Annotated in this window: 21 protein-coding genes and 1 other RNA gene; 11 read left to right on the top strand and 11 right to left on the bottom strand. The window is 55.8% G+C overall.

Features of this window, described 5'->3' with window-relative positions; translation table 11 throughout:
- Positions 1-162 precede the first annotated feature (162 nt).
- The 4 genes from LOY54_RS08390 (at position 163) to LOY54_RS08375 (ending at position 5,178) form a co-directional block, all read left to right on the top strand.
- Complete coding sequence (locus LOY54_RS08390) at positions 163-708, top strand: fimbrial protein (RefSeq protein ID WP_258610141.1); 546 nt, start codon at positions 163-165, stop codon at positions 706-708.
- A 59-nt stretch (positions 709-767) separates the two neighbouring features.
- On the top strand, positions 768-1,514 hold the full coding sequence (locus LOY54_RS08385) for a fimbria/pilus periplasmic chaperone (protein ID WP_045200572.1): 747 nt from the start codon (positions 768-770) through the stop codon (positions 1,512-1,514).
- Positions 1,515-1,699: 185 nt separating this feature from the next.
- Complete coding sequence (locus tag LOY54_RS08380; protein WP_258610140.1) at positions 1,700-4,168, top strand: fimbria/pilus outer membrane usher protein; 2,469 nt, start codon at positions 1,700-1,702, stop codon at positions 4,166-4,168.
- A 17-nt stretch (positions 4,169-4,185) separates the two neighbouring features.
- A complete protein-coding gene (locus LOY54_RS08375; RefSeq protein ID WP_258610139.1) occupies positions 4,186-5,178 on the top strand; it encodes a fimbrial protein in 993 nt (330 codons plus the stop codon).
- A gap of 50 nt (positions 5,179-5,228) precedes the next feature.
- Here LOY54_RS08375 and LOY54_RS08370 read toward each other — a convergent pair whose 3' ends face one another.
- Together LOY54_RS08370 and dnaX are read right to left on the bottom strand one after the other, a co-directional pair.
- Positions 5,229-5,555, bottom strand: a complete 327-nt coding sequence (locus tag LOY54_RS08370) for a YbaB/EbfC family nucleoid-associated protein (RefSeq protein WP_010226011.1) — start codon at positions 5,553-5,555, stop codon at positions 5,229-5,231.
- Between the two features lie 69 nt (positions 5,556-5,624).
- Positions 5,625-7,622 carry a DNA polymerase III subunit gamma/tau gene (dnaX, locus tag LOY54_RS08365; RefSeq protein ID WP_258610138.1) on the bottom strand — a complete coding sequence of 666 codons (1,998 nt, stop codon included), beginning with the start codon at positions 7,620-7,622 and terminating at the stop codon, positions 5,625-5,627.
- Positions 7,623-7,739: 117 nt separating this feature from the next.
- Between dnaX and LOY54_RS27595 the strand changes: the two genes are divergently transcribed.
- Positions 7,740-8,009 (top strand): hypothetical protein, encoded by a 270-nt coding sequence (locus LOY54_RS27595; RefSeq protein WP_408980565.1) that lies wholly within the window; start codon positions 7,740-7,742, stop codon positions 8,007-8,009.
- A gap of 4 nt (positions 8,010-8,013) precedes the next feature.
- Here LOY54_RS27595 and LOY54_RS08355 read toward each other — a convergent pair whose 3' ends face one another.
- Positions 8,014-12,339: a dermonecrotic toxin domain-containing protein gene (locus tag LOY54_RS08355; protein WP_258610137.1), complete on the bottom strand. Its 4,326-nt coding sequence runs from the start codon at positions 12,337-12,339 to the stop codon at positions 8,014-8,016.
- Between the two features lie 569 nt (positions 12,340-12,908).
- On the opposite strand from LOY54_RS08355, the gene LOY54_RS08350 reads away from it, so the two are divergent.
- Both LOY54_RS08350 and LOY54_RS08345 read left to right on the top strand, forming a co-directional pair.
- Positions 12,909-14,201 carry a site-specific integrase gene (locus LOY54_RS08350; protein WP_258610136.1) on the top strand — a complete coding sequence of 431 codons (1,293 nt, stop codon included), beginning with the start codon at positions 12,909-12,911 and terminating at the stop codon, positions 14,199-14,201.
- A 370-nt stretch (positions 14,202-14,571) separates the two neighbouring features.
- The gene (locus tag LOY54_RS08345) at positions 14,572-15,234 is read left to right on the top strand and encodes a replication/maintenance protein RepL (RefSeq protein WP_258610135.1); all 663 of its coding nucleotides are present in this window, start codon (positions 14,572-14,574) and stop codon (positions 15,232-15,234) included.
- A gap of 558 nt (positions 15,235-15,792) precedes the next feature.
- On the opposite strand, the gene LOY54_RS08340 is transcribed toward LOY54_RS08345, so the two are convergent.
- A complete protein-coding gene (locus tag LOY54_RS08340; protein WP_258610703.1) occupies positions 15,793-16,107 on the bottom strand; it encodes a hypothetical protein in 315 nt (104 codons plus the stop codon).
- A 108-nt stretch (positions 16,108-16,215) separates the two neighbouring features.
- On the opposite strand from LOY54_RS08340, the gene LOY54_RS08335 reads away from it, so the two are divergent.
- The 3 genes from LOY54_RS08335 (at position 16,216) to LOY54_RS08325 (ending at position 17,458) form a co-directional block, all read left to right on the top strand.
- Positions 16,216-16,467, top strand: coding sequence for a helix-turn-helix transcriptional regulator (locus tag LOY54_RS08335; protein WP_258610134.1), 252 nt, complete (start codon positions 16,216-16,218; stop codon positions 16,465-16,467).
- 17 nt (positions 16,468-16,484) lie between these two features.
- A complete protein-coding gene (locus tag LOY54_RS08330; RefSeq protein ID WP_258610133.1) occupies positions 16,485-16,691 on the top strand; it encodes a hypothetical protein in 207 nt (68 codons plus the stop codon).
- Between the two features lie 140 nt (positions 16,692-16,831).
- Positions 16,832-17,458 carry a recombinase family protein gene (locus tag LOY54_RS08325; protein WP_258610132.1) on the top strand — a complete coding sequence of 209 codons (627 nt, stop codon included), beginning with the start codon at positions 16,832-16,834 and terminating at the stop codon, positions 17,456-17,458.
- A 405-nt stretch (positions 17,459-17,863) separates the two neighbouring features.
- Here LOY54_RS08325 and LOY54_RS08320 read toward each other — a convergent pair whose 3' ends face one another.
- From LOY54_RS08320 to LOY54_RS08310, 3 genes are read right to left on the bottom strand one after another with little or no spacing between them, the layout of a single operon-like run.
- Positions 17,864-19,537: a protein kinase family protein gene (locus LOY54_RS08320; RefSeq protein WP_258610131.1), complete on the bottom strand. Its 1,674-nt coding sequence runs from the start codon at positions 19,535-19,537 to the stop codon at positions 17,864-17,866.
- A gap of 9 nt (positions 19,538-19,546) precedes the next feature.
- A complete protein-coding gene (locus tag LOY54_RS08315; RefSeq protein ID WP_258610130.1) occupies positions 19,547-20,260 on the bottom strand; it encodes a hypothetical protein in 714 nt (237 codons plus the stop codon).
- A 5-nt stretch (positions 20,261-20,265) separates the two neighbouring features.
- On the bottom strand, positions 20,266-21,099 hold the full coding sequence (locus LOY54_RS08310; protein ID WP_258610129.1) for a vWA domain-containing protein: 834 nt from the start codon (positions 21,097-21,099) through the stop codon (positions 20,266-20,268).
- A 541-nt stretch (positions 21,100-21,640) separates the two neighbouring features.
- Between LOY54_RS08310 and LOY54_RS08305 the strand changes: the two genes are divergently transcribed.
- The gene (locus LOY54_RS08305) at positions 21,641-21,829 is read left to right on the top strand and encodes a recombinase family protein (protein WP_258610128.1); all 189 of its coding nucleotides are present in this window, start codon (positions 21,641-21,643) and stop codon (positions 21,827-21,829) included.
- A gap of 715 nt (positions 21,830-22,544) precedes the next feature.
- Here the strand turns inward: LOY54_RS08305 and LOY54_RS08300 are convergent.
- From LOY54_RS08300 to LOY54_RS08285, 4 genes are all read right to left on the bottom strand, one after another.
- Positions 22,545-23,015 carry a hypothetical protein gene (locus tag LOY54_RS08300; RefSeq protein ID WP_258610127.1) on the bottom strand — a complete coding sequence of 157 codons (471 nt, stop codon included), beginning with the start codon at positions 23,013-23,015 and terminating at the stop codon, positions 22,545-22,547.
- Positions 23,016-23,960, bottom strand: coding sequence for a ParA family protein (locus LOY54_RS08295; protein ID WP_258610126.1), 945 nt, complete (start codon positions 23,958-23,960; stop codon positions 23,016-23,018).
- Positions 23,961-24,323: 363 nt separating this feature from the next.
- Positions 24,324-24,420: signal recognition particle sRNA small type (ffs, locus tag LOY54_RS08290), an RNA gene on the bottom strand.
- A 116-nt stretch (positions 24,421-24,536) separates the two neighbouring features.
- Entirely contained in the window at positions 24,537-25,709 is a 1,173-nt protein-coding gene (locus LOY54_RS08285) for a putative zinc-binding metallopeptidase (protein ID WP_258610125.1), read from the bottom strand.
- Positions 25,710-25,731: the final 22 nt, after the last annotated feature.

The following is a 25,731-nucleotide window of genomic DNA, read 5'->3' as shown; positions in this document are numbered from 1 at the left end:
TACCCGGCTAAGTTCCCTCCGCCATCACCACCCTTCTTCCTACATCCAGCCGAACAAATAATCCGCATAATTTCCTGGCGCTCAAAAGCAAGTAAATATGTCTATGCAACACCTCATTTTACTTATCAACGCGCAATCTTAATTAATCCAGTTGGAAAAAAAATGAACAAACGCATTTTCGCTCTTGCCCTGTCCTTACCTCTGTTGGCTGGCGTCACCCTCAATGCCCAGGCAACTGATGGCCTGATCGATTTCACCGGCAGCATCTCGGGCACCACTTGCACCATCAACGGCGGCCCTGGCGGCCAGAACTTCACTGTTGCCATGAGCCCGGCGCATACCACCGAATTCACTACTGTCGGCAGTATCGCCCAACCTCGCCCCTTCGAGATCTCCCTGACCAACTGTGTCGCTGGCACCAGCGGCCAAGTGGACATCGAGTTCCTGGGCGGCGCCAATGTGCAGAACGGCCGACTGAACATGGATGCCGGTCCTACCAGCGCAACTGGCGTGCAGTACCAACTGCTCAACCAGGCGGGCATTCCGATCATTATCGGCGGGGTAAGCGGTGGCCAAAACACTGTCCCCGTAGAACTGGTAGATGGCGCTGCGACCCTGCGCTACACCAGCCAGTACTACGCTTCCGCCGCAGCGGTCACCCCGGGTGCCGCCAACTCCCGCGTTCAGTACGTGATCAATCTGCCGTAATGAACCAGCAGGCGCGCCTTGCGCGTCTGCTACCCCCAATCAGGTCGGATATCGCTTTCATGACTCGCTTTTCTTCCTTCCTGCTGGCTGCCCTCGCGCTACTGGCGGCCAGCGCACCCGCGCATGCCAGCGTTGTAATTACCGGCACCCGCATCATCTTTGCGGCACAAGAGCGCGAGGCTACCGTCAACCTCCTCAACAATGGCAAAGACCCCAGCCTGGTTCAGGTCTGGGTAGACGATGGCGATTCCCGAGCAGCACCCGAGACTCTACAGGTCCCCTTTACCGTAACGCCGGCGCTGGCCCGCATCGAACCTGCTCAAGGGCAGAGTATTCGCCTGTTGCACACCGGCAGCCCGATGGCCAGTGATCGAGAGTCAATCTTCTGGTTCAACATGTTAGAAGTCCCCCCAAAAGCCAAAGACAGCAACGTCCTGCAACTGGCCTTTCGTACCCGCATCAAGCTGCTGTACCGCCCACAAGGCCTGCCAGGCAAGCCCGAGGACGCACCCGCCCTGGTAACCTGGCACCGAGCGCCTGGCCAGGACGGCAAGCCGCACACGCTGGTTGGCCGCAACCCAACGGCCTACTTTGTCAATCTCGGGGGAATAAAAGTCGAATTCAACGGCCAGTCGACGTCCTTGGGCACCGGCTATATTGCACCTTATTCGCTCGCACACTTCAGCCCTTCGGCACCTATTAATCCAAGCGCAACCATCAACTTTACCAGCATTAATGATTATGGCGCAGGCCATAACAATAGCGCGCCCCTAAGTGCAGTGACGGCTACTACACCCAGCCCATAGCCTTACTCCTTATCTGACACTCCGGGCGGTCTCGAAGTTTTCGTGCGTGCCCAGGTTTACTATTGGCACTTCTGAAAATGACGATAATGTTATTGCACTTTCGCTCGCATCGAAAAAGCTCAGCTTCGTTAGTAAGCCGATTACCCGTTGGCCTGGCCAGTCTGTTGCTTTGGCAAGTACCGGCCATGGCCGACACACCTTCGTCCGCACTTGTCGAGTTTGAACCGGCGTTTTTGGGCAACGGTAGTACCTCCCCCGTGGACCTCTCGCGCTATCAGCGACGCAACATAACAAGCCCCGGAACCTACAGCGTGGATGTGCTGGTCAACGATAACTGGCACGGGCGCATGAACCTCAGCTTCAAGGCCTGGCCCGGTAAAGAAGAAGCCCTGGCCTGTTTCGACAACGCTTTGCTGGAGCGTCTGGGCCTGGATATCAGCAAGTTCAGCCCGCAGGCGCAACAGCAGCTGCTTGCCGTCGATACCTGCATCCCCCTGGACGGCGCACTTGACGATGCCAGCAGCCGTCTGGATTTTGCCAGCCAACGCCTGTACCTGTCGGTACCGCAAATCGCGGTCAAGCGCAGTGCGCGTGAAACAGTCGACCCGGCGCAATGGGATGAGGGCATAACGGCGGGTTTTCTCAATTACAACCTCAACAACTACAGCACACGGCACCGTAACCAGGATAATTCGCGCCAGACCTACCTGGGCCTGGGCGCCGGGCTCAACATCGGGCCATGGCGCCTGCGTCATGACGGTTCACTGAACTGGAGCGACCAGGGCCAGCAGCGCTATCAGAGCATTGCCAGCTATGCCCAGCGCGATATCACGCCCTGGCGCTCGCAACTGACCCTGGGCGAAAGCTACACCTCGGGCGAGCTGTTCGACTCATTGAGTTTCACCGGCATACGCCTAGCCAGCGACAATCGTATGCTCCCCGCCTCGCAGCGCGGCTATGCCCCGGTAGTCCGCGGGATTGCCAGCAGTAATGCCCGGGTAGTGGTCCGCCAACGCGGTGTGACCCTGCATGAAACCACTGTGGCGCCAGGCGCCTTCGAAATCGATGATTTGTACGCAACCGGCTACGGTGGCGATCTGGAGGTCACGGTAACCGAGGCCGACGGCCGCGAACATAGCTTCTCCGTGCCGTACGCTGCTGTTCCGTTATCCGTGCGCGCCGGTGCCAGCCGCTTCAGCGCAACCCTGGGCACCCTGCGCAATCAGGCACTGGACAGTGACCCGGTATTTGTCGAAGGTACCTGGCAATATGGCCTGAACAACCTGGTCAGCACCTACAGCGGCATGACCCTGGCATCAGGGTATGGCTCGGCCTTGTTCGGTGGCAGCCTGAACACTGAGCTCGGTGCGTTCGGCGCCGACCTCACCCAGGCCCGCACCCATCTGCCCGGGCTCGGCAGCCAGCAAGGCCAGAGCCTGCGCCTGAGCTATGCCAAGACCCTGAGTGAAACCGACACACAAATCGCTCTGGCGACCTATCGCTACTCGACCCGCGGCTTTTATGGCCTGGAAGACGCCCAGTTGAGCCGCCAGTTCCTGCGCGATGCAGGCGATCAGCGCCACCAGCGTCATCGCAACCGCACGACCCTGTCGCTGGCGCAACCGCTGGCCGAGCACTATGGACAGTTGCACCTGAGTGCTTCGGCATCAAGCTATTGGGACCATGCCGGCAGCGACGTCAACTATTCGATCGGCTACAGCAATCACTACAAGACCCTGGGCTATACCCTCAGCAGCACCAGGGAACGTGACCGCTTCGGGCGCGCCGACAACACCTATTACCTGAGCTTGTCCCTGCCCCTGGGCGGCGAACGCGCGCGTAGCCTCAGCAGCAGTTTTTCCAGGGACGGCAGAGGCAACAGCCGGGCCCAGGCCACGCTCACCGGCGCCCTCAGCGCCGATCAGCAGGTCAACTATGGCATCACCGCCAGCCAGGATCGCTCTGATGGCCTGAACAACCATACGCTGAGCAGCAACGTACTGTACCGCGGCTCTGCCGCCGAACTCAGTGCATCGATCAGTCAGGGCCGGCATACCTCACAAGCCTCGCTCGGCCTGCGCGGCGCCATTGTCGCCCACGCCGATGGCATGACCTTGTCACAACCCTTGAGTGAGACCTTCGGGTTGATTCAGGCCAAAGATGCCGATGGCGCTCGGGTGATTTCGGCGTCCGCGCTGAAAGTCGACAGCAGCGGCTACGCGGTCGTCCCGAACCTTACGCCTTACCAACGCAATACGGTTGCCATTGACCCCAAGGGCTTGTCGACCGATGTCGAGCTGCAATCGAGCAGCCAGCAGACCGTGCCGCGCGCCGGCGCCATTGCGTTGCTGGTGTTCCAGACCCGCTCCGGACGTTCGGCCGTCATCCATGCCCGCCAGGCCGATGGCCAGCCGCTGCCGTTTGGCGCCGCAGTACTGGATAGCCAAGGTAACGAGCTGGGCGCGGTGGGCCAGGGTAGCCAATTGTTTGCCCGCGGCCTGCAGGATGCAGGTGAGTTGATCGTGCGCTGGGACAGCGGCCTGGCAGGCAACTGCCGAATTACCTATGCCCTGCCCGCCGCCACGAAAAAAGCCGCGAACGCTGCACCACAGAACATTCACTCCGTTTGCCTCGCCCCCCCAGCCCACCCTTGACCCGCCGAGACCTGCCCATGTTTTGTTCTCTACCCGCGCGCCTCGCCGGCGCTACAGGATTGTTGCTGCTGGCCCACTGCGCAATCAGCACCGCCAGCTGCCAGCATATCGGCGCAGGCCCGTCCCAGGCTTACATCACCGTAGACTCGAGATTGACGGTGTCTGCCGCAGACCCGGTCGGCACGGTGATTTATGACAGCAACACCCGGTTCGCGACACGCATGGCCTACCGTTGCTCAGCCGCCCATGAGCAGCGCGCCGGCTTTACCCAGGGCTTCACTCACATCGGTGAGGGCATTCATCAAACCAACCTGGAGGGTATCGGTATCAGGATCACCGGTTCCGAAGCCGGCGCCAGTCGTTTTTACCGCTGGCCGGTTCCTACTACCAGACATCCTGCCGGCACTACCGACGTCACCCCCTGGTACAGACTGCAGTTGATCAAGACCGGACCGGTAACCAGTGGGGTGCTGTTTTTCCCTCAGACAATCATTAGCCACAGCTTTGAGCCGCATCATATCCCGGCCAATACCGCCAGGCTGACGATGGTGCAAACCCGAGTAGAGGTTGTGTCGGCCGATCCCACCTGCGCCGTCGACCCCGGTTCGAAAACCATCCCCGTTAACCTGCGGGATCATCCAGCAGGGTTCTTCGACGCTGTTGGCAAGGTTACCGCACCCCAGCCACTTGAAATCCGCCTCAACTGTGCCGGCGGCAGTAGCGGCAGCCGCCTCAACGTCAGCTATACCGTCAGCGACGCCAGCAACCCGGGCAACCAGACCTCCATCATCAGCCTGGCCAGTCACGCTACTGCACGTGGCATCGGCATTCGCTTGTTGCGTAGCGACAACACCCCGATCGTGCTGGGCACCCGGCAACCGGGCGGTACGGTCGGAGCAGGCCCGGTAACGCATCGCATCCCCCTGCTCGCGCAGTATGTGCAGACCGCATCCCGGGTAACTCCAGGCTCCGCGCCAGGCCGGGCGACATTTCTGATGAGTTATGACTGAGCAGAAAAAAGCCAGGCAATAGCCTGGCTTTTATTTACGCTGCGACCGCCTCAGAACGGCATCTTGAAGCCTGGCGGCAACTGCATGCCGGCGGTCATGCCGCCCATTTTTTCCTGGCTGTTGGCTTCGACCTTGCGCACCGCGTCGTTGACGGCGGCGGCGATCAGGTCTTCGAGCACTTCCTTGTCTTCCTGCATCAGGCTGTCGTCCAGGCTGATGCGCTTGACGTCGTGACGACCGGTCATCACCACGCTGACCAGACCGGCACCGGATTGGCCAGTCACTTCGGCGTTGGCCAGTTCTTCCTGCATCTTGGCCATTTTTTCCTGCATCTGCTGGGCCTGCTTCATCAGGCCGGCCATGCCACCTTTCATCATGGGGTTCACCTCAACTATTAGCTTACGGGGTGCGGCGAGGGCCGGGCCCGGGCCGCTGCTGTTTTTCCGTTACTCGCCCTGGGCAACCGGGGCGTCGACAGGTTCAATCGTATCGTGGCGGACCATGGCGCCGAACTGCTGGATCATCTGCTGGATCAGCGGATCATCCTCGATCGAGGCCTCGGCCAGGCCCTGGCGCTCGGCGCGTTTGCGGGCTGCGGCCTGGGCGGGGGTTTCCTGCTCCGGGCGAATCAGCTCGATGGTCAATTTGAGCGTACGGCCCAGGTGCTGGTTCAACGCATCGTTCAGGCGCCGCTGTTGCGTGCTGTTAAACAGGGCGCTGTGGGCCGGGTCCAGGTGCAGCAGCCAGTCGTCGCCTTCGGTGCTGATCAGCGTACAGTTGGCGGCGATATTGCCGGTCATCCCGGAAATCGGCAACTGCGGGAACAATTCCAGCCATTTCAGCGCCAGCCCCGTGGCCGGTTGCGCGGCCGGCAAGGGCTCGGCCGGTGGCGCGTCGACTTCGTGGGCATGCTCGATGGCCAGCTCGTCCAGATAACTGTAGCTGGCCGGGTCCATTTCCGGCTCGTAATAATCTTCGTCCAGCGGCGGTTCGTCGTCGCGGTCCATGCCGGCCGGGCTGTAGCCGATACCGTCGTCGGGCGTCGGCATATCCACTGCAGTTGCCTGCTGAACCGGCGCCGGCGGCGCTTCAACGACAAGCGGTTCAGGCTCGACCTCGACCTCGACGGCGACAGGGTCGTTCCAGGGCAGATCGACCACCGGCTCAGGCGCAGAGACCCCGACAGGGGTGGGCTCTGGCTCTGCAACGGGTTCCGGTTCCGGTTCAGCAACCACAGGCACCGGTGCAACCGCCATGGCTGGCGGAGCCTGGGGGGCTACTGCCACCGTGCTTGCAGAATCAGCTGTGGCCTGGCTGATCCCCACCGGCTTTAGCACCGGTTTCGGTGCATCGTCGCTGTCGGCGGGGCGGAACGCCAGCATGCGCAGCAGGACCATTTCAAAGCCGCCACGCGGATCTGGTGCCAATGGCAGGTCGCGACGGCCGATCAGGCCCATCTGGTAATAAAACTGCACATCTTCGGCCGGCAATGCCTGGGCCAAAGCCAGCACCCGGTCACGATCGCCCTGGCCGTTGTCAACTGCCTCAGGCAGCGCCTGGGCAATGGCCACGCGGTGCAGCACATTGAGCATTTCGGCGAGCACGCCGTTCCAGTCCGGCCCCTGCTCGGCCAAATGGCGAACGGCTTCGAGCAAGGCCCGGGCGTCACCTTCGAGCAACGCCTGCAGCACGCCATACACCTGGCCATGATCCAGAGTGCCGAGCATCGCCCGCACATCTGCGGCCAACACCTTGCCTTCACCGAAGGCGATGGCCTGGTCGGTCAGGCTCATGGCGTCGCGCATCGAGCCGTCCGCGGCGCGGCCGAGCAGCCACAGGGCGTCGTCTTCGAAGGGGACGTTTTCGGCCCCGAGCACATGGCTCAGGTGCTCGACGACCCGTTCGGGGGTCATGTTCTTCAGCGAGAACTGCAGGCAGCGCGAGAGGATGGTCGCCGGCAGTTTTTGCGGGTCGGTGGTGGCGAGGATGAACTTGACGTAGGGCGGCGGCTCTTCCAGCGTCTTCAGCAAGGCGTTGAACGAGTGGCTGGAGAGCATGTGCACTTCGTCGATCAGGTAGACCTTGAAGCGCCCGCGGCTCGGTGCGTACTGCACGTTGTCGAGCAGCTCGCGGGTGTCTTCGACCTTGGTGCGACTGGCGGCGTCGATTTCGATCAGGTCGACAAAGCGCCCCTCGTCGATCTCCCGGCACACCGAGCAGGTACCGCAAGGCGTCGAGGTGATGCCGGTTTCGCAGTTAAGGCACTTGGCGATGATCCGCGCAATGGTGGTCTTGCCCACACCGCGGGTACCGGTGAACAGGTAGGCATGGTGCAGGCGCTGGTTGTCCAGCGCGTTGATCAAGGCCTTGAGCACATGGGTCTGGCCGACCATTTCGCGGAACGAGCGCGGACGCCATTTACGTGCAAGAACCTGATAACTCATCGAAAACCGTCGCGACTGCAAGCTGAAGACCGCTAATCGTAGCGGAGCGGGGGCAAAATTGCACCCTGCCGATCTCGGCTAAGCTGTCAGACGAGCCGGCATCAGGGAGGATGCAGCATGTGGCGAATCGTGGGGGCACTGCTGCTGATCAGTTCTGCCAGCTTCGCGCAGCAACCGGTGCTGCGCTTTTCGGTGCCCGAGAGCTGGACCATGGCGCAAGAGCAGCCCCTGGCCTGCCTGGTGCGTAACGATCCGGCCTTGCCGGTACAAGGCATCCTGCAGGCCTTGCTGCGATTGAAAGCGTCCGGGGAGATTGAACGAATGATCGAGCGCTATACACACATCCGTGGACACCCGCCCCAATCAAGCTCCCCGCCGCCCTCATGACCGGTCAGCCACCGGGGGCAGCCGGTATGCCCAGCGCTTCACGGGTCAACCGCAGCAACAGCGCGGCCTCATCCATCGCCTGTTGCAACTGCCGGCCGCGTTCAAGCTGCAAACGTTCGGCCTCGGGCAGGCCGGCCTCGCGTAACCGTTGCGCAGCGCTGAGCTGATTAAAGCGCACATCCAGTTCAAGCCACGCCGAGGCATGCCGCTGATGCAGGTACTCGACCCAGTTCGGTTGCCTGGTCATGAAGCGCGGCAAGCGCGCCTGTACCTGCGCCCCTTGCACATGGGCCAGCGCCGCGTCGAGCTGCGCGGTTGAAAGGGCAAGATCGGTGAGGATCAGATCCCGGGCATCGCCCGGCAACGCAAGCCGCCCGTACAGCTCTTGTTGGTAAAGCAACTGCAACTCGTCTCTGCGCGCAAACAGTTCGGGCTCCAGCAGCACCTGATCGATCACAAAGCGCCGCAACTCCTCACGATTGAAGGAGGCCCGGGCGAAATCCAGCAGTTGTCGCGGCCCGTGCTCCTGCAAGGCATCCAGCAAGGCGCGATGCCCTTGAACCCTGCTTTCCAGATTCTCAAACGCCAGCAACGGATGACCTATGCTCTGTTGCGGATCACCGGCAAAGCGCAACAGGTCTTCGGCCATCGGCCCTTCGACGGCGTAATGCAAGATCCCCGCGACCCGTGTGCGCATCGACTCTGACTGCTCCTGCGCTTCGACGGTCTGGGCCAAGCGCTCCAGGACTGTCATCAAATTGCCGGCCTGGGGCTCGTTGCGCAGTCGCTGCCAATACTCGACAAGCTGGCGGTTGGCAGACGCCGGTCCGGTCCAGAACTGTTGCGCGGCATCTCCAGCCGCAACCCGCACTGGCGTCGGCGGCGCCTGCAAACGGCGCAGTCGACGATACTGCTCGTCGGACAATGCATTGCCTTCCAGCTCGATCATGCGCAAAAAACTGCGTGGTTCTTCAAGGAAGTGTTCGGGCAACTGGCTGATCTGGTTGTCGCTCAGGTCGACCCACTCCAGCCTTGAGCGATCGTGCAGGCTTTCCGGCACGCGGGTGATCTCGGTATTGTTCAAGGTCAGGATACGTAGCTGGGGCAGCCTGCTCACATCGGGCGGGATGCCCAGAGGGTTGCCTTCCAGGTGGAGGCTGTCCAGATTCAAAAGATCACCTATTCGCGCGGCATCGCGGGCATCAAGCACAATCCGGTTGTTGCTCAGGCGCAGGTTCTGCAGGCTCAGGCGATTTTCGATTGCTGGCGGAATCAGGGCCAGCTCATTACCGGAAAGATCCAGATAACGAAGACGGCCAAAGTGGGCGAGAAACTCCGCCGGCACGGTCGCCAGGTTCATGCCTGCCATATCCAGCTCCAGCACATGATGCAGGTCCACCGCCTGCAACCCGGGCAATTCGCCAACCATCAGGCCTCCCAGATCCAGGCGATAACCCAGGGTACGCCCCAGCGGCGTGCGTATGCCCGGCGACTGGTGACGCCAGGCCTGGACCAGGCGCTCGCTGAATTGCTGGCGACCGAGCGCCTGCTCACTGTCCACTGACGCACCTTGCCAGCGCCGCAGCCCGGATTGCAGCCCTTGCAACTCTTCGCGACGGCGCTGCAACAGCGCGCGAGCCTCGGCGGGTCGAGCACGATAGGGCTCAAGGTAAGCGGCGATCTCTTGCGCTGAATAGTCAGGGTAAAGCTCAAGGATTTCTTCTTCAATGGAACGGGGTGACACCGGGAGCCGTGCCCCGCCCCCACTCAGGGCATAGCCCAGGCGACCATCGGCAAAACGCTGAAGCGGCGTCCACCACCGCTCATGTACGCCCCCCAATACGCGTCCAACCATGGCCCGCTGTGCACCGGCCTGTACGCCAAGCTGACGGCGCAAGGCCGGCAGATCTTCTACAACGTCCAGCCCGGCCAGTTCCCACGCCAGCTCAAGCAGGTCGCGAGGCGCAGCTTCAGGCCGTTGACCGTCGATGTACAGGTCGCCTCGGCGGATCAGGGTCGGGCCTTGCACCGCAGGACCTACCCCTTCGATACCGAGTTCCAGCGCCGCAGGCCAGCGCGGGTCCTGCATCAGCATATGCAGCAGCAGCCGGTCACAATCAGTGTTGGCCATTTGCGGCCAGAAAAACCCCTCCAGCGCATGCGCCAGCCGTGTTTCACCCAAGGCTTGCCGCGCCTGCCTGGCCAGCCGCAGGGGCACACGACGGCCATCAGCCATGCGCAAGCGCTCAGCGCTGGTGGCACTGGCTTCGATTTCCTCGACCATGGCCGGCCCCAGACCAGGGAAATCACGCGCTACCAGGGACGATACAGGTGGCCGCTCGGCGGCCAGGCAGTGCTCGGAAAATCGCCGCCAGTTCGCCTTGAGCCACTCCTGAACCTGCCCTTGCGGCACTGGCTCATCCGCCGAAGAAGGCATCAGTTGCAACGCGCGCATCAGCAAACTTTCATCGGCTACGGCTGCAGGGTTTTGCAACTGCTGGCTAAAACGCTGCAGGCGCCGCTGCAGCCGCGCCCGCTCGCAGGCGTCCACAAGAGCCCCGCTGGGTGGACGCCGATGCAGATGCAACTGCCGCAACTGTGCTTCATCGGCACCACTGACGGCGAGTACCGAAGTTACCTCCTCATCGCCGAGATCTTCAACACTGGGGCCCAGGCGACGAAACAGGTACTGACTGCCTTGCCAGCGGTGTGGACTGTCAAAGCGGCTGCGCCAGGCGCCCTTGCCATTGTGTTCCAGCACCGGCGCCCAAGCGCCACTGCGCACGGGATGGCAAATGCGCCAGCTCCCCGTCTCGGCGTCTTGCTCGACGCGATAGAAACTGTCCTCGATGCGCACAACCTGTTGTTCACCGATCTGGTAAATACCTTGCTCGGACGCCGTCCCGGCAATCGTCGAGTCCAGGTCAAGGGCATAGGGCTTCAGGTCAGGCAAGCAAAGACGTAGCGCGCCATTATCCTTTCTCACCAGGGCCAGCGCCTTGAACAGTGCCGAGTTGCGCACCAGCGTTGCCGCCGTGCCGACAACGACTGCCCCGGCCGCCAGCCCGGCCACTTCGCCAACAACATGGGTAAGGCAATTGAACGCCTCATGACGATCACCTTCGGCCCAATCATCCAGCCCGGTAAACACCTCTTTCATCAATTGACTGGCCACCACCCCGAACAGCACCTCACCTAAACCTGGTACCACAAAGGCCGCCAGACCCAGCACATCCAGGCCAATTTCCAACGCCTTGTCCAGCGCGGCCTGGCGTTCGCTGGCATCCAGCGTTGCGGTAGGCACCGCGATGAAACGGGCATCATCCTGAAGCTGCTCCAGGCACTGATTGAACAAGTCCTCGAACAGCGGCTCCGGCCGCAGGATGGCATCCAGCGCCAAGGACGGACTGGACAGCGCCACTCGCTGGCCATTGCGCTGTTCAAACAGCCGGTTTTGCAGCTGCGTATGAAGCGCCGGCCATTGACGACGCAATGCCAAACGCATAAAGAACTGCCGGTAGCTGTCCCGGGACAGCTTGCCGGCCAGGTCCTGCTCGAACTCATCCCAACCGGCGTACTCCTTGAGGGGTGAAAACGGGTCCTGGGGGATGTGCACCAGCAAGCGGACCCAGGACCGCTGAATCGCGGCCAGATGCCCCAGCGGCTGAAAACTGAACTCGAAGACACTGACCCCACGCAGTTCGATCCCCGCCAGCTTCAGCCGTTTGAGCCGTAGCGGCACGCCCTGCTCCTGGATCCCGGTCTTGAGTTCACTGATTTCGAGCACTTGCTTGTACATTGCCGCGCTGATTGCCCCGCGCATCAGCGCCACATGAGCATCGACCTGCAAGGCGTAACGGTCACACTCGCGGAACAGCTCACGGGTCGACTGGGGAATGCCGACAACGCCATCGGGATCGAACACCGAGTCAATGTGTTTTTGATACTGCCCACCCAGATCCAGTTCGCGGCAGAACCTGACGAAACCCAGAACACTGACGCCCTGCACTCGCCTACCGGCATGCCGAAAGGATGACATCCTGACCAGGGCGCTATCACTCTGCTGCTCAGCGGCAGTGAAATTGTGCAAGGCCGCTTGCAGCAATCCCTGCTCGGTGTAATTTCGTTGCCAGAGCCATTTAAGACCGGGGGCTTGCCAGCCACCCATGAGCCGATTGACGCGAATCAAACGATCACCAGTAGGTTTGAGTCTTGAACCAAAGCGTCGACGCAACGCCTCGTCGAATCGCGCCTGGGCAAACACCTGAACCGACTGCAGTGGCGCCAGCAAGCGGGCCCGCGCCGCCCGACTGGCCTCGCAGGCACGCATGCTGACACTCAGCTTTGCCAACAGTGCTGGCGGAGCAGAACGCAACCAGGCAGGTAGCTGCTGGCGAAGGAATTCGAGATTGAGACTGGCGGCGGAAAAATCCGCAGGTGATGTGGCCGCTGATGGTACTTGCTCGGGGGCTGACATGAAGATTCTCCCTGTAGGTCCAAAACCACAGACACTACGGGGCTGTCGAGCAGCCACGGCACTACAGGGTTATCGCACACACGCGCGAAAACCGGCAACGTAGGTTGTTGGGCCAGCGTTTTGGAAAAATCTTCGAGAAGAGGTGATGCAGAGCGCCAACAGGCAAGATGGGTGGCGACCCCACCAGCCACACCCCGGCACACAATGTTCCCGCTGTGGCTGCTTCCTTCCGGATCTGACCGGGTGGCATACAAGCATGCTCGGCAATCAATGCGGGCCTTATGGGGTAAGGGTTTCAGGTTGATGAGGTTGCAAAGTTTCTACCCGTGAAGGCACTCAGTACGGGCGCTCAAAAGCTGGGGTGCGACCAGAATTGTTCCACTCAATTGGTCCACTTTGTTGGTCCACTCTGGTGCTCTCTCATGGCTTACATCGTCCGCCGCCAGTCCGTTTACTACCTCAACCTGCGACTTCCGAAGCACCTCTTCCCGAACCGTCAAACCCTGCGTGTATGTCTGCATCTACGGGAGCGTCAGGCTGCACTATTCCTCGCCAGCTCACTGGCCCAGCAGGTGCATCAGCATCTGAACGAACACCCGCTGGCAGAGCCTCAGGTGCTCCGTGCGTTATGTTTGCAATGGCGGGACGCTGCACCTCTGCCAACCATCAAAGCTGCTCCACGGAAGACGCCAGTGGCTACTGTGAAGCCGAGTAACGACGGCCCTACCCTCGCCACATTGTCCAAGCTCTATATAGAAGAAGGAAAACGTGGTGGTACATGGCGGGTAGGAAGCACTAGTGAAGTCGAGCGTGCCCTCTCCGATCTGTTCGAGTTGATGGGGGACATGCCAGCGACAGTCTTCGAGGTGCAGAAAGCGCGTCTGCTGAAGGAGCGGCTTAGCCGCTGCCCTCAGTACTTCGGCTTACGACCAGAGTTCAAGGGTAAGACCCTGAAGCAGGTGATTGAATCAAGCAGCACGTACAAGACAATTACTGCCGTCACTGTGAACAATCGCCTACGCAAGCTTTCTGCCTTCCTGAATTGGTGCAAGGCGAACGGGTACATCACTGACAACCCACTAGCAGGCATGAAAGTCATGACGGGGTCGGCCAAGGAGGCACGACTGTCGTTTGATCGCCACGACCTGAGCATTCTTCTCGATCTGGATGCACTCAAGGTACAAGCCCGGAAGCACCCGTGGCGGTATTGGTTGCCACTTCTTGGGCGAACCACCGGGGCACGGCTGGAAGAACTCTGCCAATTGCATGTAGACGACTTCATCGAACAACAGGGCATCCAGTGCATCCGCATTGATGACGGCAGCGAAGGCCAGAACCTCAAGAACACCAGCAGTCGCCGTGTACTTCCACTGCACCCTGTCCTGATCGAGCTTGGCCTACTACAGCAGGTTGAATCAGTCCGAGCGACTGGAGTAGATCGTCTGTTCCCTGAACTTGAGCCAGTAAGGGGAAAGCTGGGGCATGCTCCCTCCAAGTGGTTTGGCAGATACAAGACGAAATGCGGCATCTCCGATACCCGCAAAACCTTCCACAGCTTCCGTCATACTTTCATCGATGACCTACGTGATGCTGGCGTCCAAGACTCGCTAATCAAACGGATGGTGGGACATGAAGACAGCTCCGTCACCTTCGGCATCTACGGAAGCAGAACCCCAATTAGAGCAATGGCGGAGGCATTGAGGCATATAAATTAACCTTGGAAAACCTATCAAAAACCTAGGTTAAACCTTGACTCCCACACGACCTTTTCCTGACATTCGCTCTGCAACGCTCAATGTTTACGGGACGGATATGCTGTCTGGACTAAGCAAAAGGCGTTTCCCACCATGAAAAACAGTTTCTGAAAAAATTAGCCACGTCAACCACCGATCTTGACCGGCTGTCGCTAAATGCGTATAATCCGCCGCCTACCCAGTAGGTAGACAGACAGCTTAGAAGCCTCCACCGCGACCACCGACATGGTGCCTTGCAAGGGGGCTTTTTAACGCCTGCGATTTACCAAACCAAATCGGCACAACCCGAGAGGAACTGCCCATGCAATGAACTTGAATAGGAGAACGTACAATGGCATACGAGTGCCCAGCATTTACGGCATCACCCTTCCTTAACGTCGATGGACTGCTGATCAGCCCAACAACCGGCGAAATCTTTGGCTACGATGACAAGCCTTCTGTCTTCAGCGAACGCCCTGACTACCGGCCAGAACTCAGCAAGTGCCGGAGTGCTGACGATCTGAACGCGGTCCTGTCACACGTAGACCGACGCAAGCTGCCACCGCATACGCTGCACTCCCTGATTGATGCTCAGGACCAAACCCATGGTGTATGGCGGCGAACAGGCGTGGACAGTCGTATCACTGTCCCAATGATGAACATCCTGAGCAAACTGCACGAACTGGTTCTTTATCGGAACATGATCATCATGACTCAAGCCGATCTGGCGAAGGCATTGGGTACGACAGCCTCAAACCTGATGAAGAAGCTGAGCACGTTGATCAGTAGCAACATGGTCAGAGTCAGCACTTCAAGAACCGGTGGTATCCGCACAGGCGAGATCAAGCTGACAGTCAATCCACGACTGATCTTCCGAGGTGATGATGCCAAGCGGGATGTGTACATCGAACATTGGTATCGTGACTGGACAACTCTCCACCCTCAATCAGCATCGAGCATGAATAGAAGAGGATGGGATGAGAACACCAATGTCACAGCAGCGATTGCCGCTTGACCCGAAATGCTAGTTGGAGACCTTGCGTATTTTCACATCACTTTTTCAAAAAAACTACGCAAGAAATGCTCTGTAGGCCACGAAAATCAAGGGACTGTGAAAAGTCCTTATACATATAAAAATTCTAACAATCGGTACACAAGGAAGATTTTCTCAGACCGTCAGGTTTGAAGCGTACACACGGTAGAGCTAGGGAGTTGTCAATCAACAACAACTCCAACAAAAGTAAGCTGACGCTTACGGTACAGGTTACAGCCCAATTCAGATTTTACTCAAACCTGCCGGTTTACAAGGGGCAACAATTAACAATTGCCCCAAGATTCAAAGCTACGCTTTTCTCTGGTTGTGCACAGGAACAGCGTAAGCTGTAGATAGTACGGAATAGTAGGTTTTTTTTGGGGGGGGTTGTTGTTCACCCCCTCTACACCGTCAGGTGTCCACGATCCTGACCTACGGTCATGCACAGTGCAATCAGCTGAAAGCTTGCCGCTTTCGGTGCAAACGCCAGCGGAGCTGATCAAGGAGTTTGCTAGACGCTCCGCTGAAGGTGCGCAACCTCTACCGTAGGTAGAAGTACAGAAACACCACCACCAACAAAACAAAAATCACCCTTCCTTGAAGCACGTCAGCATTCAGCTTGTCTGTCTTCATCTGCTGGTGCGTGGCAGCATCGCTCAAGCCCTGAGACTTGTAGTGCATGATCTGGTCGATTTCCCTATCGATCTTCTTGTTTTGACCATCGTTGCTTCGCATTGTGATGCCCCACACGATCAACCAAAGCCCTCCCGTCAGGACGGTCAGGATTAGGTGCAGGATGTGGTTTGTCTTCTTCTTACGGTTGGTCAGTACGAACAGTTTTTCGTTCACGGTCATCTCCATATTTTGCTCGGCAAGATCAGGGCCAAGATGGAATTTATCCGAAATTCAGATATCTGAAAACCGGATATAGGTTTGATAGCTACCCTCACCTAGCTACCGACCATGACCAAAACGATCTATCGACCTGAACACACAGCCCTCTTGAGCTTGCTCAGGAAGCACAGAAAAGCAGCTGGCTTGACCCAAGTGGATTGCTCAAAGGCTCTGAACCGCCCTCAGTCATTCATGAGTGATGTGGAGAACGGGACACGCCGACTGGACATCGTTCAGCTACGAGACTTATGTAAAGTGCTTGGAATCAGCCTTCCAGAGCTTGTACAAGAGCTTGAGAACGCAATCACGACAAGCCATTGAGATCAGGACAACTCATTATGGACGACCGCACCTCAATCACTGCTGACACACTGGAATTGCTTGCACTCAATCAGCAAGCCCTACGTGCAGGCCTTGAAGAGCTGTCGCTTTGGATAAAGCAGCGAGGTTCAACGAACGTGCATGACAACGTACTGAGCATCCTGCACACCCTCGACACCAATGCCGAAGCCATCGCATCAGGAATTGAATCGCTCCGATCTTGAGCCATCCTCACTATCAAAGAAGTAGACCTATCTGGTAGTCCGGTAGCTGCTCACCAAACACTATCGAATATCTATTGCAGACAGTCATATGATTAAATTATCATTTATCTATCTATATTAATGATAAAGGATAGCCAGCCATGAATGCCCACCTTTACCTCCGTGCATCAACCAAAGACCAAGACGCCAATCGTGCAAGAGTCGCCCTAGAGTTGTTCGCTAGAGAGAAGGGATTGAACATCGTTGGTGTATACGCCGAGAACATCAGTGGCACCAAGCTCAACCGTCCTGAGCTGCTCGCTTTGCTCGACACTGCCGAGAGTGGAGACGTGCTATTGGTCGAGTCTGTAGACCGCCTGAGTCGCCTCTCACAAGCTGACTGGGATACTCTTAAGACCACCATCAAGGCCAAGGGGTTGCGTCTGGTTGTAGCTGACCTGCCTACCAGTCACATGCAGGTTGAGGCGAAAGGAATCACTGGTCAAATCATGGATGTGATCAACAACATGCTGATTGACCTGATGGCAACAATGGCACGACTGGATCAAGAGAAACGCGTGGAACGCATTAAGCAGGGGCTGGAAAACAAGAAGGCTGCTGAACCAGATTGGAAGCCAACAGGCAAGGGTAAGAACGCTGCCAAATGGGCAGCAGTTCAATCGCTGATGCGGAAACATCCGACGATGTCTGCTGATCAGATTGCGAAACTGGCTGACTGCGGTATCGCCACTGTGTACAGAATCAAGCGAGAAACGAAAGCGGTCTGACGCTTGCCTGTCACCGCTGTAACATCAGACTCTATGGGGCTACGTAGCCTCAACTTATTTATGGTTCCGCTTGACGATTTCAAGTTGACCCAGCTAGCGTCCTGCTGAGTAGCACTGCGACCCCAACCATTATTTTTTCCAAAACTGAAAGAGCCCTGCCATAGATTGGCATAGTCCATTAATCGAGGCGCTGGGAACTCACCTCGAAATCGCATAATTCTGAGTTACCACCAAGCCTGACCACAAAGCAAGCTCGCACCGCCCCTCCTCCCACTATTACATGCAAGCGGGGGAATCTCCCAGTGCAAACGGACGGAGGGAACTAAAAGACCACTCGTAGTACAAGATAACCCCGCAGCCACTTTAAAACCATAGATGTCATCTGGAAGAACAGAATCTCGTCTATTACTTAAAGATCGCGACCAAAACCCACAGCCCAATGATCCAAACCCACCAAGGTACTCCACTCGACTTTGGCAGTTTAGTCGGGACACTGCCTTGTGGCATTGATTGCCCCACGGAAACATTCGGCGGTTTTGTAGCCGATAGCGACGCAGTGCTCTGAGGCGAGCTTTGTTTCCCCTGCGAGTTTTGAATTTTTTGCAAAATAGCTGCATTCGCCGTCTGAGGCGGGTAATTGCCTGACGCCAAAGGACCGGGAGGAATGACAGTCGACACAAGTGGCTCACGCCCCCGAAGACGTTCAATCACTTCCTGATTTTTACTGAGAGCAGAAACATTTTTGACTGGAGCCTTCGCCGCTAGCCTAAACATTGCCTCAGCTGAAGTAATTTGTTTAATTTGATTTTGACTAGAAATATCTATAGCAATGTGGTTATAGCGATATTTTTTACTCGCATATACAGGCTCGACCAACCCTACAACACTAACCCAATTTCCCACTAAGGATGAGGTCGGGGCGTTCTTCATCTTCGCCAGCGCAGATGGCCAGATACTTAACTTGACTATGCTGCCTTGCCATGGACCGAAGTTTACAAACACATAAGAACGCCCACCTTTCTTCGTAGCTCCATGCTTGACCTCAACCACCTTCCCTACAAGCTCAACCATATTTCCAATATTTTTAACAAAGGCACTGTAATCAGTTGCATTAAGAACAGGATACTGAGAAAAATACGCAGCTGGCGTAACAGGCCGGGTTTTAATTGTAAACTGCTGTTGAGAAATCCCCTTCCTTACCAAAAAATCTGCAAGGCTAGGAACTTGATCAAAACCACCTAAACAAACAGCAGCGAATGCTTTCGCATCGTCCGAATTTACTGGACTGGAAATCAATCTTTGAAAAACTTTAGAAGAAGCCGGATCAGAAAAATCGGAAGCCCTAAAAACAAAAGAATCCCAATCAGACTGACTTTCATCCCATAAGTCGGGCTCCCTTTCCAAGGCTTTCAGAGCAACAACTAAACTTATGAATGAAAAGCGATCAAGGGACGAATTAAAATGAACACCCGTACGACTGGGATGCTGAAAATTTCTATGACCAATTTCAGCTGCACCTAATTGCTTAATTTCAGGAACAAACATTCCGTCATAATCAATTAACTGAACAACCTTACCACCCTGACTAACCATCAGGTTGCCCGGCTGCAAGTCACCATGTGCAATTGCCTGCAACTCCAAATAAGCAGCAAGCTTAATTAGACTTTCACGGAGATCGGACAAAACCTTGCCATTACGAAAGTTATCCGAAACAAACTCACCTAATGTATCTCCAGCAGCCCATGCCATTTTGACAACCGGAAATTTACCACCCTGAACCTGTACTCCCTGCGACTGAAACTCGAAAGGGACGAAGTAGTTCGACGATAAATTTTTCAGCTTGGTACTGACCGCCTTATAGCGAGATTCCAAATCAGGAGACTGCTTATGAAAGCATCGAACAGCATACTTCCCAGCTCCCACTGTAACAGTGTAGGTTAGGGCAAAACCGCCACACATAACCTTTGGAAGGCCGAGACCACTTGTCGAAATGCTCCCATTCTTCAACTCTCCATCCAGCAAGGTAACTCGGGGATGCTGAAGTGCTTCTTGATACTGCTCGAGACTAGGATAAGCCATGTCTACACCTTAGAATCTCAAACGGATCAAAGTGGTGTCATCGAGCTTCATAGTCTTATTTTCTCGAGACTCTTCTACAAATTCAGCGAATTCAAACTCCGAATCTATAGACAGCAGCAGACGCCACTCTTCACGCCCTTCACTAATTGCTTTGTAGCACCAATGACCAATGGCATCCGTCATCAGAAGTATAGTAGTGTTGGAACTTACAACCGAAACCATAACATGTTTAGTATTGAAGAGCGGATCATTGATAAAATCATTATAATCATTTCGCGTACTTAACAACTCCGGACGATCTTCAAACTGCTCAGGAATAGTCAACGGGAAACACTTGGATACCTCCCCACCCTCACAAACAACTACGACAGAATCTCCGATTGCAACAACCTCGACTTCAGAGCGTTCATTGTTATACTCACACGAGAGCAAAGTAGCAAAACTACCTCGCTCAAAAGCCAAAGCCTTTGACCAAGACAACTTTGACGGATCATAAATATTGGCGTACGCTTCCACAGCCTGATAAATGGACGCTGGAGAAACACCCAAACCAGCACATGACATACCGCAAAGTATCGCTGCCCAAGATTTACTATCAAACGACTCAGAAGCACCATCACTAAGGCTAGCCACCTTTCCATTGATACTAAAAAGGTAGCTATCCTCATTCAGATGTTCAGCGTCGCTATCTTTTGCCACAGACGCAGCGAAATCTACGAACATTAAACTCACCGAAGTTGTGAGGCACGAGTCCCAATATCGAAAAACTCAACAATTTCGGCAGCATCCGCGTTAAACACAAACCCACGAGATTCGGAATTTACAGAATACCCTTTCTCTTGCGCAAATTTAACTAGATGCTCTGGAAGGTTACTCGACATACTGAATAGAAGCTTGGCATAGGCGTCTGGCAATCCGCTTTCGGAAGCAGGGAACTTAACAGGGGTTGAGTCATTAGCACTAACATGAATATTTAAAAGAAGTACTTGCCCATCATTAGTCCCTATTTGCCTAAGCATAGTAGCAAGCTCTTCAGGATCACCATCTGTTGACTCACCATCCGTGACATGTAAAACAGTTGGCGGATAGCTATTCGGATGCTGATCGCACCACGCCACCAAAGCTTCAGCAGCACTGGTTAACGCTGCACGCATTGGAGTGCCACCGTTACTCACCGGCTGAAACCATACTGGGAACTTAACGGTCTGCTCTACCAACCCACCAGCTCCATCTGGAACCTTCTTAGTACGATCCTCAATTAGCAGAGGGTTGGCCTCAATTGCTGAGATAGGATGAAGAACTTGGCTGCCCAAAGCCCCAGAAAAACCATTCGAGACACCAGTATGTCCATAACCAAGGACGCCTATGTCAAAATAATCACGCACACCTTCTGATTTAGTGCAGCGAGTGACGAGGTTCATCAACGTCCGGTTCAGGACATCAGCGACAAACTGAGCCTTCGTTCTCTCTCCTGCCATCCTGTCCCCCATGGAACCGGATTGATCCACAAGAAACAAAAAAGCTGTAGGGTCACTACGTTGAATCGAGGCGGTGTATGTCATCTTTTTCCTTCCTTGACATTCAGACTAGCGCCAGCTGCAGGCCGAAACCACAGCACAATGCCACTATCTTGAGACATTCAGTGACAGGGCACAAGTCGCAGAGAGGATCGCATTCCTCAGCCGGATGAAATCATAATGTGAGTAGCCGTAGCAGTCAGGCCAACGCTGGCTCCCATTGCAATCAGACACAGAGCTTGGAGCGAGGGAACTCGACAGGTAAAATCAAAGCACAGTGCACCACTCAGGTGTACCTAAACGCTGTCACACTTCGAGATTTTTGAGCGAGAAATCCTTGTAGAATCAAGGACTTAAAGATAGGTGGCGACCCCACCTGCCACAAACCAACACCACTCCACCAGTTCGCCGCCCTCGCCCAACAGGGACGAGAGTTCATCGCCACCCGCACAAAGGAGGCCTTAGCCTCTCTCCAGAGGCGTGTAGAAGCTGGTGATGCTGTTGCTCAGCAGAAGGTGGTGAATCGTGCAGAAGCACAAGCCAAGGGCCGTCAGTGGCAGATATCACCACAGCCAACAGCGTTCGTATGAGCAACATCAACAGCTACCAAGATGGTATCCGCCCCCATTTCGAATCCTGCCTGTACAACAAGGTGAATACGTTCCAATCGGTCGCTGACTGCCTGAACAAGAAGGGGCTTCGCACACCGCGTGGTCGTGAGTTCAACGCTACAGCAGTCCGCCGTCTGATGCTTTCTCTTGACGTATCGTTCTAAACAATATTCATATATAGCCAAGAGTTATTTATATTTTGCTCAGCTTTCCAGTTGGTTCGATCCTGCTGTGCTTAGCGGTCCGTATAGAATTCTGGCCAAACGCCGCATATTATTTTCTGGCTGAATAATTCAAAAATACTTAAAAGTGAAACTTTGTTTCGGGAAGAAATCGAGTTTATGACTAAAATGCTCCCGCCCTTCCCGCAGAAACTCTGGGCTCTAGCACTGTCACTACGACCCAGCCCTCTTCAAGTGAGTTTACTAAGAGAATGCAGCGTATCGGCCAAACACAAAATCGGCATCTTCCTTGTCACAAGGGGCGGATGCATTGTTACAAAAGGAGTTGGTAGTGTATCTGGCACGCCTGCTCCTAACCCGTCGCAAATAGTAGCAGCCCCCCACCAAGCAGGCAGCCGTGTCCTGCATGCAACAACAACCGGTTGAGTCAGAGAAGGTCGCCAACTAGGGGTTATTTACCGCTTATGACTTTGCCAAGGCACATAATACCTACCCAGCAGACCAGACCTTCAAAGCCCGGGATTTAAGGTCATGGACATTGTGGAGAATATTAATACCAACATTCGAGGCAAGCCATAAATCACAATGAAAGTTCGTACCAGTACGACTCAGGGGCCACAGTATGCAATCACTGAAAAAATGGACTGTGCAATACATTCCACAACCCCACTCGTTATTGATAATCTCTTCTGGCCGGCTACTTCTTATTTACATCATCATCGCCACCACCTATAACCACTTGTGATATAACCTCGTGCGCACTCTCATTTGATAAAAGCGATTCAATTTTCTCCTTCAAAGCTTCACGACTTCTCAGAGAGGACAACCCTCCTTTACTCATACCGAAGCGAGCAGCGGCGATACCCTCCATCACTCCTCTAGTAGTTTTTGGAGAACCGATCCGCTCTCTAATCTCTTTCAAACTCATCTGAGCAAAATTATCGCGATCTACGTCAGAGGTTTGCTTCCTCTTAGAACCGTAACCACCTAAAACATGAGAAACCTCAACCAATGTCTTAGCGCGTAGATGCGAGATAACTTTCTTGTAGTCAGCCACAACAGACGGATCGGCACCGACAAACTCGATGTATCTTAAGTTCTTTTCCAGAACATCAAGTACATCCTTATACCTACCCATCAAGCCACTATCATCAATTTTCTTACTCATTTAAACAAACCTCGCGACAACCTCTTTGCACGCAGCCCTAAGCATAGGAATAGCCCGATTAATATTGTCTGTTCGGTACGCATTCCAGACCGGCCACCCTTGATCCAAAGCTTCTGGAACACCAGTCAAGTTTGTTACCACTTGATTGATGATATCACTCCCCCATTTCCTGCGAAGCGCATTCAATTGCTCCGTATGTATGTTAGTGAGCCCTGAGGCCGCATTCCCTGCTGGCTTGGCCATAAACGGTACAATAGCGGCCATCTTTGTAGTTGGTCGGTAGGCTTTAGGTATTTCAGATGGTGAAATCCCAGCATTTGTACGCAAAAAATCTAGCTTCTGATCGATCTTCACCGTCACCAGATTACGAAAATGAGTCACGCCTCGACTCGACATGGCATCAGGAATAACAGGAATGACGAAGTAATCACTAGCCGCCAGAGCATTTTGACTAACGAGCTTCGTCGCAGGTGGACAGTCAAAGAATATGTAATCATAATTTACATCCGCCCCCACGGAGTCAAGCCACTCAGCAAGCAAGGTTCTCTTATGCCACTCCGAAATTATTGGCGACCCCATTGTGGTAGATGCCATCTCGATTTCGGTGTCATCCAATTCAAATTGCGCAGGCACCAAATCTAATGAAGGATAAAAATCATAAGCAGGGCGTCTAGTGTGAAGAATATTTTTGTGAATAATCTCCGTCCCCGGCATCGCCACCCGCCGATTACAGAACGATTCAAATATTGAGTTACTAGTTGAACGCCCCGTGACAGCCGCCTGCCAAAGTTCCCCGCCCATCATCACAATTGAAAGACTAGATTGGTGATCAACATCAACAACTAGCACCCGCGATGTTTGAGCAAGGTGCGCAGCCAAATGAAATGTTAGCGTAGACTTACCGACGCCACCCTTAAAGTTTATAACCGCAATTTTCTTTGCCATCCGTTGCTCCAAAATTCAATTTAAACCGACTTAAAAACTCACAATAACGCCATTAATTCCACGCAGAGACAAAACAGAAATATCCCGCTACCACATACTACCCAAAACCACGGCGAAAACGATATGACTTTCTATTTAGAATAGAAAAATATCGCTGCAGGGAGGTGTCACTGAGATAAGGGGAGCACAAACCACCCCCAGTCAGGCACAGGGAACCCAAGAAGGCTGTGGTAGCGACAAAAAAGGCGACGAGATAAGATCGTGCGGGTGGTGCACCACTCAGGTGTACCTAAACGCTGTCACACTTCGAGATTTTTGAGCGAGAAATCCTTGTAGAATCAAGGACTTAAAGATAGGTGGCGACCCCACCAGCCACACCCCGGCACACAATGTTCCCGCTGTGGCTGCTTCCTTCCGGATCTGACCAGGTTCACGGGTAATCGTTGCGGGGGGACCGATGGGGTCACCATTACGCATGCTCATCTGGCGACGAGCCGCGCCATTGTACCGGCATCAACTCAAGATACAACCACTAAATTTAAAAAAACCATCACCACTCAATGACTTGGCATTGCTTCACGGGAGCGCAGCACCCGCTTGGTCGGCTATCGGTGACGTTGGCTGGGTGACCCGCAGGTGGATAAAGTGCAGCTTGGCAACCACCGCTTTGCCCAGCACGAACGGATAGAGATCCACCTGGCCCATGCTGCGCGACAGCTCATTGAGCATTGCTGACAGCTCGACCCAGGCATTGATAAAGGCGAGAAACTCCTTTGCCCCGGGGTCGTCCGGGCGATAGAGGTCCTCACGCGTGAACGGCGGGAAGTCCAGTTCCAGGCTGCTGGCATTCATGCCCAGTGCCAGCGCGGTGTCGAGCGCATCGGTCATGTGCAGGTAGTGTGCCCAGGTTTCAGCCCAGTCTTCCCAGGGGTGCATGGTCGCATAGGCACTGACGTGAGCAGCCGCCCAATCACTTGGCGCCCCTTGCTGATAGTGACGTTCCAGCGCCTCGCTGTAGCTTTCGCGCTCGTCACCGAACAGGTCACGAAAGCCGTCGAGCCAATGGCTGTCGGCAATCAGGCGATCCCAATAGTAGTGACCGACTTCATGACGCAGGTGGCCCAGCAGGGTGCGATAGGGTTCGTGCAGTTGCACGCGCACCCGCTCGCGCCAGTCATCATCGGCCTCGCGCACGTCGAGAGTAATCAGGCCATTGGCATGGCCGGTGATGGGCGCGTTGCCCTCAAGATCGACGCCGATGAAATCAAAGGCCAGGCCCGGGCCGTCCTGCGTGCTTTTCGGCTCCACCGGCAAGCCCAGGTGCAACAGCTGCGCGGTCAGCCGGCGCTTGGCGGTTTCCAGCTTGCGCCAGCGCGGGTGGTTTTCAGCAATGCCAAGGTCGGGGATGGTGCGGTTCAGGCGACAGGCCAGGCACAGGTTGTCGGGCTCATGCTCGGCCAGCAGCCAGTTGCAGGCCGCCGGGGTGTCAAGGTTGGCACAGCGACGCAGCGGCCCGGCTTCAGGCTCGCCATCGAGCAGCCAGAGCCCCTCTGCAGGGCCGGGCGACAGGCTGGCGACACGGTTACTGAGCGGCCAGTAGCCCAGTGCCGACTGGCAGGCCAGGCACTGGCTGTTGCGAAAGAACACCGACTGCCCACACCGGCATTGCCAGACCCGATCCGGACGTTGTTGCTGGCTGACGAAGGGCGCCGCGATCCTGGCGCCCAGCTGTTCGAAAAAACGGTACATGGCGATCCCTCCTGGCTGCCTG

The organism is Pseudomonas sp. B21-032 (assembly GCF_024748965.1).
In the GTDB taxonomy this organism is placed as follows: Bacteria; Pseudomonadota; Gammaproteobacteria; order Pseudomonadales; family Pseudomonadaceae; genus Aquipseudomonas.
The sequence above is the reverse complement of the archived record's forward strand: the minus strand, read 5'-3'. Positions and strand labels throughout refer to the sequence as shown.

Bases quoted from the DNA above. Each gene is read 5' to 3' on its own strand.
- LOY54_RS08310 (WP_258610129.1), bottom strand. From the start codon at position 21,099: ATGACATACACCGCCTCGATTCAACGTAGTGACCCTACAGCTTTTTTG.
- LOY54_RS08285 (WP_258610125.1), bottom strand. From the start codon at position 25,709: ATGTACCGTTTTTTCGAACAGCTGGGCGCCAGGATCGCGGCGCCCTTC.
- LOY54_RS08380 (WP_258610140.1), top strand. From the start codon at position 1,700: ATGGCCGACACACCTTCGTCCGCACTTGTCGAGTTTGAACCGGCGTTT.
- LOY54_RS08325 (WP_258610132.1), top strand. From the start codon at position 16,832: ATGAATGCCCACCTTTACCTCCGTGCATCAACCAAAGACCAAGACGCC.
- LOY54_RS08350 (WP_258610136.1), top strand. From the start codon at position 12,909: ATGGCTTACATCGTCCGCCGCCAGTCCGTTTACTACCTCAACCTGCGA.
- LOY54_RS08355 (WP_258610137.1), bottom strand. From the start codon at position 12,339: ATGCGTGCCTGCGAGGCCAGTCGGGCGGCGCGGGCCCGCTTGCTGGCG.
- LOY54_RS08295 (WP_258610126.1), bottom strand. From the start codon at position 23,960: ATGGCAAAGAAAATTGCGGTTATAAACTTTAAGGGTGGCGTCGGTAAG.
- LOY54_RS08320 (WP_258610131.1), bottom strand. From the start codon at position 19,537: ATGGCTTATCCTAGTCTCGAGCAGTATCAAGAAGCACTTCAGCATCCC.
- LOY54_RS08340 (WP_258610703.1), bottom strand. From the start codon at position 16,107: ATGACCGTGAACGAAAAACTGTTCGTACTGACCAACCGTAAGAAGAAG.
- LOY54_RS08385 (WP_045200572.1), top strand. From the start codon at position 768: ATGACTCGCTTTTCTTCCTTCCTGCTGGCTGCCCTCGCGCTACTGGCG.
- dnaX (WP_258610138.1), bottom strand. From the start codon at position 7,622: ATGAGTTATCAGGTTCTTGCACGTAAATGGCGTCCGCGCTCGTTCCGC.
- LOY54_RS08300 (WP_258610127.1), bottom strand. From the start codon at position 23,015: ATGAGTAAGAAAATTGATGATAGTGGCTTGATGGGTAGGTATAAGGAT.
- LOY54_RS08345 (WP_258610135.1), top strand. From the start codon at position 14,572: ATGGCATACGAGTGCCCAGCATTTACGGCATCACCCTTCCTTAACGTC.
- LOY54_RS08335 (WP_258610134.1), top strand. From the start codon at position 16,216: ATGACCAAAACGATCTATCGACCTGAACACACAGCCCTCTTGAGCTTG.
- LOY54_RS08390 (WP_258610141.1), top strand. From the start codon at position 163: ATGAACAAACGCATTTTCGCTCTTGCCCTGTCCTTACCTCTGTTGGCT.
- LOY54_RS08315 (WP_258610130.1), bottom strand. From the start codon at position 20,260: ATGTTCGTAGATTTCGCTGCGTCTGTGGCAAAAGATAGCGACGCTGAA.
- LOY54_RS27595 (WP_408980565.1), top strand. From the start codon at position 7,740: ATGTGGCGAATCGTGGGGGCACTGCTGCTGATCAGTTCTGCCAGCTTC.
- LOY54_RS08370 (WP_010226011.1), bottom strand. From the start codon at position 5,555: ATGATGAAAGGTGGCATGGCCGGCCTGATGAAGCAGGCCCAGCAGATG.
- LOY54_RS08330 (WP_258610133.1), top strand. From the start codon at position 16,485: ATGGACGACCGCACCTCAATCACTGCTGACACACTGGAATTGCTTGCA.
- LOY54_RS08375 (WP_258610139.1), top strand. From the start codon at position 4,186: ATGTTTTGTTCTCTACCCGCGCGCCTCGCCGGCGCTACAGGATTGTTG.
- LOY54_RS08305 (WP_258610128.1), top strand. From the start codon at position 21,641: ATGAGCAACATCAACAGCTACCAAGATGGTATCCGCCCCCATTTCGAA.